The following is an 8424-nucleotide window of genomic DNA, read 5'->3' on the forward strand; positions in this document are numbered from 1 at the left end:
CTTCGTTCCGGATGATCGGTCGGCTGCGCGTCTCTTCGCGGATGCGTCAGCCTTCAGTCTTCGCAGTCGTGTCGATGCGCGGGAAGATCGGCTGCGGCGCCCCGATCTCGCGGCCGGGCACCAGAGCGTGCTTGGTGCCCAGTGCCGTGAAGCTGCGATCGGCGGCATCGACCTTCAGGAAGTCCAGGATGCGCGCTGCCGAGGTCGGCAGGAAGGGCTGCACCACGATCGCCAGATGGCGGATGGTCTCCATCAGGATATAGAGCACCCGGTTCATCGCATCCGGATCGGTCTTGCGCAGCGTCCACGGCGCCTCGCGATCGATATAGCGGTTGGCGGCGCCGACGGTGGCCCAGATTTCTTCCAGCGCCTTGTTGTAGGCCTGGGCGGTCACCAACGGGCGCACGCGGCTGATCAGGTTGTGAGCCTCGGCGATCAACGGCTCCTGGGCGAGCATGGCGGCATCGACGCCGGGGCTCGGCACCTTGCCCGCGCAGTTCTTGGTCACCATCGACAGCACGCGCTGCACCAGATTGCCGAAATCATTGGCGAGATCGTTGTTGATCCGCCCGATCATCGCCTGGCGCGAGAAGTCGCCGTCATTGCCGAAGGGCACTTCGCGGAGCAGGAAATAGCGGGTCTGGTCCAGGCCATAGGTCGACACCAGGTCGTGCGGATCGACCGTGTTGCCCAGGCTCTTGGACATCTTCTCGCCTTCGATCGTCCACCAGCCATGGGCAAACACCCGGCGCGGCGGGGTCAGGCCGGCAGCCATCAGGAAGGCCGGCCAGTAGACGGCGTGGAAGCGGACGATGTCCTTGCCGACGGTATGATGCACGGTCGGCCAGAAGGTCTTGAAACGCTCGTCCGAGGTGTCGGGATAGCCGATCGCGGTCAGATAGTTGGTGAGCGCATCGATCCAGACATACATCACATGGGCCGGATCGCCCGGCACAGGCACGCCCCACGAGAAGGTGGTCCGCGACACGGACAGGTCGTTGAGCCCGCTGCGGATGAAGCTCAGCACCTCGTTGCGCCGGCCGACCGGCTGAATGGCGTCGGGGTTGCGCTCGTAATGCGCCAGCAGCTTCTCGCCCCAGGCCGAAAGCCGGAAGAAGTAGCTGGGCTCCTCCACCCACTCCACCTCGGCGCCGGTCGGGGCCTTGCCGTTGACCAGTTCGCTTTCCTGATAGAAAGCTTCGTCGCGGACCGAATACCAGCCGGCATAGGAGCCGAGATAGATCTCACCCTTGTCGACCAGGGTCTTCCATAGCGCCTGACAGGCTTCGCGGTGACGGGGCTCGGTGGTGCGGATGAAATCGTCATTGCTGACGTTCAGCAGACCGGTCAGTTCGCGAAAGCGCTCAGACACCTCGTCGGTAAAAGCCTGCGGGTCGACCCCCTTCAGCTCGGCCGATTTGGCGACCTTCTGGCCGTGTTCGTCCGTGCCGGTCAGGAACATCACCCGCTTGCCGTCCAGACGCATGAACCGGGCCAGCACGTCGCACGAGATCGTCGTGTAGGCGTGCCCGATATGGGGCTTGTCGTTGACGTAATAGATCGGCGTCGTGACGTAGAAGGCGTCGGCCGCGGACATCGGGCGTCTCCGGACAGGGGAGGGCCGGCCGCTCACGGGGTCGCGGGGCCGGGTCGGTCTCATCTCGGCATCGTGTACGGCGTCGTCAACCGCTCGCCGCCGCGAACTCGGCAACGACGGTGATCAGCACCTGCTTGCGGTCGAGATTTGCGGAGAGCGCCTGGCGGAGCCGCGCGCTCAACCTATCCCACAGCTCGACCCATTGTTCAAGGGGACGCGCCCCGGCCAGACGCGCAGCCAGGCGCGCTTCTCCGGGGATCACCTCCTCGCCGATCCCGCCCGTGCGTGCATGGGCGCGCAGCCATCGGGCCATCCACCAGCCCCAGGCCTCGACCAGGGTCTCATAGGCCTCCAGCGCATCGGGCCGGCCCACCGCCTCCCCCAGCGCAATCAGGGCCTTCCAGTCCGGCACCGGCCAGCCGGTGTCGAGGCAGGCGATCAGGGCAGCCAGCAGCTCGGGCCCCTGCCCCTGCGCAAGCGTCAGGGCGCGGCCGGGTGCGCCTTCCGCCATGACCCGGGCGACCGCGCGCCGTGACGGCGCAAGTTCCGGCAGACGCGTGGTCAGAAAGCGCTCCATCCGCGCATCGTCGAGCGGCGCCAGCGCCAGCCGTCGGGCGCGGGAGCGGATGGTGGGCAGCAGCCGGCCGGGCGCATGGGCAACCATCAGGATCAGCGCCTGCGCCGGCGGTTCTTCCAGCAGCTTCAGCACCGAATTGGCGGCATTGCGGTTCATCTCGTCGGCGGCATCGATGATCACCACCCGCCAGCCGCCGGCGGCCGATGTCTGGCCCAGAAACGGGCGAAGTTCCCGGGCCTCGCCCACGGTGATCTCGGTGCGCGGGCGGCCCCGGTCGTCCACCCCGCGTTCCAGCACCAGCAGGTCGGGATGGCTGCCGGCTGCGATCCGCCGGGCAGCCGGATGCTCGGCAGAGATGTCGAGACTTGCAGGCGGTGTCGCGGGATCGAAGAGCGGGGAGCCGCCGAACAGCCCGGCCCCGTCGGTCGCGGCCCGGGCGGCATCCTCGGTGGTCGCCAGCACGAAGCGGGCGATCCGATAGGCAAGCGTCGCCTTGCCCAGCCCGCGCGGCCCGGTGATCATCCACGCATGGGCGAGCCGGCCGCCGTTCCAGGCCTCCAGAAAGCCCCGCTCCGCAGCCTCGTGCCCCACCAGTTGGGGCGTGAACCGCGGATGGCCCGAGACAACCTCGCTCATGGGCCCACGTCCCGGCCGGGGGCCAGGCGGCTGGCCACCACCTCGCGGATGGCGATCTCGACCGCGTCGATATCGGCGGTGGCATCCACGACCGCGCATCTTGTGGGCTCTGCTGCGGCGATGGCCAGAAAGGCCTGTCGCAGCGCCTGATGGAAATCGATCCCCATGCGCTCGAACCGGTCTTCGCCGGCGCCGGGCGCCGCAGGCGCCGCGGTTTCGATCCGCCGCCCGGCGCGGGCCAGGCCGGTTTCGGGCGGAAGATCCAGGATCACGGTCAGATCCGGCATCAGCCCGTCCAGCACCCAGCCTTCAAGCGTCGCGATGACGGCGGGGTCGAGCCCGCGGGCGCCGCCCTGATAGGCGCGGGTGCTGTCGATGAAGCGGTCGGAAATCACCCAGCGCCCGGCATCGAGTGCCGGGCGGATGGTCTGCTCGACATGATTGCGCCGGGCGGCGGCGAGCAGCAGGGTTTCCGACAGCACGTCCCAGCGGGCGACATCTCCCTGGGTCAGCAGCGGCCGGATCGCCTCGGCGCCGGCCGCACCTCCCGGTTCGCGGGTCTCGACCACATCGATCCCCTGCCCGCGCAGATGCCGCGCCAGGCGGCGAAGCTGGGTGGACTTGCCACCCCCCTCCCCGCCTTCCAGGGTAATGAAGCGGCCGCGCGCCATCACTGCGGGGCCCGTCACTGCTGCGTCTGGGGTTCGCCGCCGCCGGCAGCGCCCGAGACGAAGTGCGAGATCGCAGCCAGGATCCGGCCGACCGGCCCGGCCTCGGCCACATTCTGGCCGGCGACCAGCGGCACCGAAAGCGGCTCGACGCCGGGCACGTCGACCACCAGCTTCGCGATCTCCTGACCCTGGGCGATCGGTGCCTGGATCGGACCCTCATAGACCACCTTGGCGGCCAGATTGTCGCGATCGGCCACCGGCAGGGTGACGACCAGATCCCGCGCCGGTACCAGCGGCACGGTGCCCTGATCGCCCAGCCAGACCTCGGCGCTCTCCACCACCTCGCCGGCGGAGAACAGCTTGCGGTTCTCGAATTCGCGCATGCCCCAGGACAGCAGCCGCTCGCCCTCGTTGGAGCGCTCGTTGACGTTGCCGAGACCGTTTACGACCATGATCAGCCGCCGGTCGCCCTGCTTCATCGACGCGGTCAGACCGTAGCCGCCGGCTTCGGTGTGGCCGGTCTTCATGCCGTCGACGCCGATATCCTTGTACAGCAGCGGGTTGCGGTTGCCCTGTTTGATGCCGTTATAAGTGTATTCGGTCTCGGAATAGAATTTATAGAACTCGGGGAAGTCGTCGATGATCCGCCGGGCGAGCGTCGAAAGGTCGCGGGCCGTCATATAATGCTCGGGATCGGGCCAGCCCGAGGCATTCATGAAGTGGCTGCCGGTCATGCCCAGCTCGCGGGCCTTTTCGTTCATCAGCCGTGCGAAGGCCTCTTCGCTGCCGGCCAGGCCTTCGGCCACCACGACGCAGGCGTCGTTGCCGGACTGGACGATGATGCCCTGGATCAGGTCCTGAACCTTCACCCGGGTGTTCACCTCCACGAACATCTTGGAGCCGCCCATCCGCCAGGCACGTTCGCTGACCGGGAAGGCGTCGTCCATCGACACCCGGCCTTCCTTGATGCGCTCGAACAGGATGTAGGCGGTCATCAGCTTGCTCATCGACGACGGCGCCATGCGCTCGTCGGCGTTCTTGGCGTAGAGCACGGCACCGGTGGTGTCGTCGAGCAGGATGGCCTGCTTGGCGGCGCTTTCGAAATGGGGGGCGGCGGCAAGCGCCGTCCCGGAAGCCAGCACCGACGCCAGCAGGGCGATACCGGCGCTCATCCGTGCCGTGACGCCGCGGATGTCGCGCCGGCGGCGGGGGAACGTCGTGCCGTTGCGCAAGCTCTGTGCGATCACCGTCATGCTCTTTCGATAGCTCGTCTGCTCAGGACTTGAAGATGGACCGGCGAAGGCGGGCGACAAAGGCCCGTCGCCGTCAGTCCGTGACGATCGAGCCGCGACCGTAGCCGTCGCGGCTCAGCCGCGCCACCACCTTTTCCGCGTCGCGTGAGGCCTTGAACGGGCCGATCCGGACCCGATAGAAGCGCTGGCCGTCGACATCGGCCGGTGCGATCACCGTGTGGCCGTAGTCGAGCAGCCGGTTCTCCAGCGCGCGCGCGTTCTCGGGTTCGCGGAAGGCGCCGACCTGGACATAGGTGCGGTCCGATCCCGGCGCCGTGCGGGTACCGGCGGGCGGGGGTACCGGGGTCGCGAAGACCTCTCCCGCCGGCACGGCCTCGACCTGTTCTTCCACGATGCTCGCGGTGGCGACCACGGGCCCGCGCGGTGAGGTGGCGGGCGGGGTTGCGGTCGCCTCGGCGCCGAGCGATGCCAGCATCACGCCATCCGCCTCGGGCAGGTAGTCGAGCCCGTATTCCTCGGTAACGTTTTCAAGCCGCACCCTGGCCGTACCCTTCTGGATCACCCCCAGCAGCTGAGCCGAGCGTTTGGACAGATCGATGACCCGGTCACCCACGAAGGGGCCGCGGTCGTTGACGCGCACGATCAGCACCCGGCCGTTTTCGAGATTGGTGACCCGCACGATCGACGGCAGCGGCAAAGTGGTATGGGCGGCGGTCAGCGCGTTCTGGTCATAGACCTCGCCATTGGCCGTGTACTTGCCGTGGAAGGTCGGCCCGTACCAGGAGGCAACGCCCTCTGCCCGATAATCCGGCTCGTCGGCCGGATAATACCAGCGGCCCATCACCTGATAGGGCTTGCCGATCTTCTGGTTGGGCCGGGCGGCCGAGCTTGAGGACGGCGTCGTGCCCTGCCCCACAGCCGGGGCGGACGATGTCGGCTGGGTCGGCCGCCCCGCGCAGGCGGCCAGCGCCAGCGCGGCAAGGGCCACGCCCGTGAGCATCAGCGTGCGGCGGGAAGCGCGGGCGGCGCGGCCGTCGACGGGTGGAGCCATGGACGTGTCGTCTCCCGGAGAGGGGCGGAGATGGGTGGTGTGTCAGCGATACGGAACCCGGCTGCCCCTTGTCGGGGCGGCGCCGGCGCCGTGATTTCAAACGCCGTCGGGACCGGATGTTAGCGGCCGGCAATCCGGTCGGCAAGGGTGCCCACCGCAGTCGCGAAGTACTGCGAGCGGTTCCAGCGCAGGATGACCTCGTAATTCTCGGTCGCGAGATAGGCGGGACCGTTGCGGCCGCCGGGCAGCACGATCTTCGCCGGCACATTGCCGGTGACCGGCAGCGCAGCCCCGTCCTTGCCCGTGACGCCGGCCGCCGCCCAGGCGGCTGCCGTCCGGCTCTCGCCGTCGAGGCCGATGCGGCTGCGATCGAAGCCCTTGGGCAGTTCCACCGGCCCGCCCCAGCCGAAATCCGGGTTCCAGCCGCGCCGCGACAGATAGTTGGCGGCCGAGGCAAAGACGTCCTTGCGGGTGTTCCAGATGTCCTTGCGGCCATCGCCGTCGCCATCGACGGCATAGGACACGAAGCTCGACGGCATGAACTGGCTCTGGCCCATCGCGCCGGCCCAGGATCCGCGCATCTCGGCGGGCGAGATATGGCCCTCGTCCAGGATCTTGAGCGCGTGCAGCAGCTCGCCCCGGAAGAACTTGGCTCGCCGCCCTTCATAGGCGAGCGTCGCCAGCGAGGCGATGACCGGATAGGTGCCGGTCACCCGGCCGTAATCGGTCTCGACGCCCCAGAGCGCCACCACCACCTCGGACGGCACGCCGAACCGTGCCTCGACATCGGCCAGATCGGCCTGGAACTCGGCACGCAGGCGCCGGCCCTGATCGATGCGCCGCTGCGGCACCACCCGGGTCATATACTGCTCGAAGGTGATGGTCGATTCCGGCTGCGAGCGGTCGAGTTCCACCACCCGCGGAATCGGGGTGACGTCGCGGAAGGCGGCATCAAGAATGCCTTCCGAAATCCCCTGGGCGCGCGCTTCCTTCTTCACCCCCTGAACCCAGGCATCGAAGGCCGGGTCGGCCGGGCTGACGGTGCGGGCATGGGCCAGCGAGACCGGCACCGGGGCGGCGGGCTGGGCTGGCGGCTGCGGTGCCACTGCCTGGGGCTGGACCGAGGCGACCGCCTCTTCCGCGCCACGTCCGCCGCCGCAGGCGGCCAGCACCATGGCCAGGCCGGTCGCGGCCATCAGCCGTGCCACCCGCCTTTCCGGACGGATCGCGGGGCGGTGGTCGGTCGTGGGAAGGCCGGTGTCGCGGATCATGCCGATCTCCGGAATGCTCTCTGGGGAGGAGGGTCAGGGGCGTCCTGTCGCATCCGGTTGTGCCACACGTCTTCCGCGTGCGGCAAGCCCGGCCAGGGCCCCGCATGCTCGAATTTACGCAGGCCCCCCGCTTCGGGCCACACTGCCGGTATGGTTAAAATGCCGTGAAAAAAATCGGGCGAAAAATCACCCGCCGGGCTTGCCGGCGGTGAAAACCGATCCCATCCCTAACCTACAGGAAGCAGGACGAAACCCCGAGGCCGGGACGCCCCAGAGACGGGGCCGCCGCATAAAGGCCGGGCGAGGTCGGCAGCCGTTCACGACAGGGTGACGGTCCCCGCTCTCGGACCCGTGACATCCCCGCCGGAGGTTGATTAGGCGTCCTGCACGCAAAAGCGGGCGTGCGGTTATGTGCCTGGAGTGATCCTCCACCATGTGACGTCGGGCCGCCCGCATGAACGGTCGGAGTTGCAAGCGGCACACGCGCGTGCGGCTGCTCCCCGCCCGCGGCGACGGCGGCACCCGCCCGAGGGACGCGCCGTGCGGCCGCCGACCCGCCAGAGGCCGGTAAGACGGACCATGGCAGCGGTTGGCAGACCCCACGGCGTGCCATGATCCCGACGGGACCGCGACGGACCGCGCACCGGAGGAGAGCCGCAACACCCCCGCAGAGGCGGCAGGGTACCTCAGGAGCAGGCGCGCGGCTCGCCCCGTCCGACTGTCGGGCCCGGCGGCGTCGGGTCCCGGGGGACTTTCCCGTCCACCCCGCCCCGACGCCGCCGGCGCTCTCTCCGCCCCACCAGCCCGTCATGGACCGCACAGGCCCGGCGTTTTCGCACCGGGGCCTGCGTTCGCACGTCTTGCCGCCCCCCTCGCCTTCTGCTACCCATGTCGAACCGGATGGGTGGCCGAGCGGTTTAAGGCACCGGTCTTGAAAACCGGCGTGGGGTCATGCCCACCGTGGGTTCGAATCCCACCCCATCCGCCATGACCGCCGATCAATCGGTTCTACGTCTATCAGGTTATAGCGAGGTCGCATCGATTGAAGCGGCCCCCTGCAAAAAATCATGAGCATTGATTAGGATACGGATCGCGACGATTACGTTCGTAGCGGCATTTTCGTATCAGGAAACAGCCGATGAACAATGTCCCGCCGTCTCTCGGCCTGCCCGCATTCAGCTGCCCTTACTGTTGCGCCTTTGCTCATCAGGATTGGTTCGTAGCGTCTGCGCGGACTCCGATTTTTTCGGGTGAGCGGCCACGCATCTTAGAGTCCGTCCGAGAAGTTATCTATGGTTTCCGGCTCCTTGCGATTCTCCGCATCATGATCCGGATCATGGCGAGGCGGAGAAATGCCAGAGCCATCCG

The 8424-nt window shown here is 68.2% G+C and carries 6 protein-coding genes and 1 tRNA gene; 1 reads left to right on the top strand and 6 read right to left on the bottom strand.

Annotated elements, in window-relative coordinates; genetic code table 11:
- Positions 1–46: 46 nt before the first annotated feature.
- The 6 genes from metG to CMO28_RS04185 all read right to left on the bottom strand — a co-directional run bounded on the left by metG (position 47) and on the right by CMO28_RS04185 (position 7056).
- Positions 47–1597 carry a methionine--tRNA ligase gene (gene metG, locus CMO28_RS04160; protein WP_296710055.1) on the bottom strand — a complete coding sequence of 517 codons (1551 nt, stop codon included), beginning with the start codon at positions 1595–1597 and terminating at the stop codon, positions 47–49.
- 85 nt (positions 1598–1682) lie between these two features.
- On the bottom strand, positions 1683–2810 hold the full coding sequence (locus CMO28_RS04165) for a DNA polymerase III subunit delta' (protein ID WP_296710061.1): 1128 nt from the start codon (positions 2808–2810) through the stop codon (positions 1683–1685).
- Complete coding sequence (gene tmk / locus CMO28_RS04170; protein WP_296710081.1) at positions 2807–3481, bottom strand: dTMP kinase; 675 nt, start codon at positions 3479–3481, stop codon at positions 2807–2809. The genes CMO28_RS04165 and tmk overlap by 4 nt, the downstream gene beginning before the upstream one ends.
- A gap of 14 nt (positions 3482–3495) precedes the next feature.
- Positions 3496–4734 carry a D-alanyl-D-alanine carboxypeptidase family protein gene (locus tag CMO28_RS04175; protein ID WP_296710065.1) on the bottom strand — a complete coding sequence of 413 codons (1239 nt, stop codon included), beginning with the start codon at positions 4732–4734 and terminating at the stop codon, positions 3496–3498.
- Between the two features lie 73 nt (positions 4735–4807).
- Entirely contained in the window at positions 4808–5785 is a 978-nt protein-coding gene (locus CMO28_RS04180; RefSeq protein ID WP_296710072.1) for a septal ring lytic transglycosylase RlpA family protein, read from the bottom strand.
- Between the two features lie 119 nt (positions 5786–5904).
- A complete protein-coding gene (locus tag CMO28_RS04185) occupies positions 5905–7056 on the bottom strand; it encodes a lytic murein transglycosylase (protein ID WP_082828754.1) in 1152 nt (383 codons plus the stop codon).
- An 898-nt stretch (positions 7057–7954) separates the two neighbouring features.
- Between CMO28_RS04185 and CMO28_RS04190 the strand changes: the two genes are divergently transcribed.
- Positions 7955–8044, top strand: a tRNA-Ser gene (locus CMO28_RS04190).
- Positions 8045–8424: the final 380 nt, after the last annotated feature.

It is taken from the genome of Tistrella sp. (genome assembly GCF_002684955.1).
GTDB classification, from domain to species: domain Bacteria; phylum Pseudomonadota; class Alphaproteobacteria; order Tistrellales; family Tistrellaceae; genus Tistrella; species Tistrella mobilis.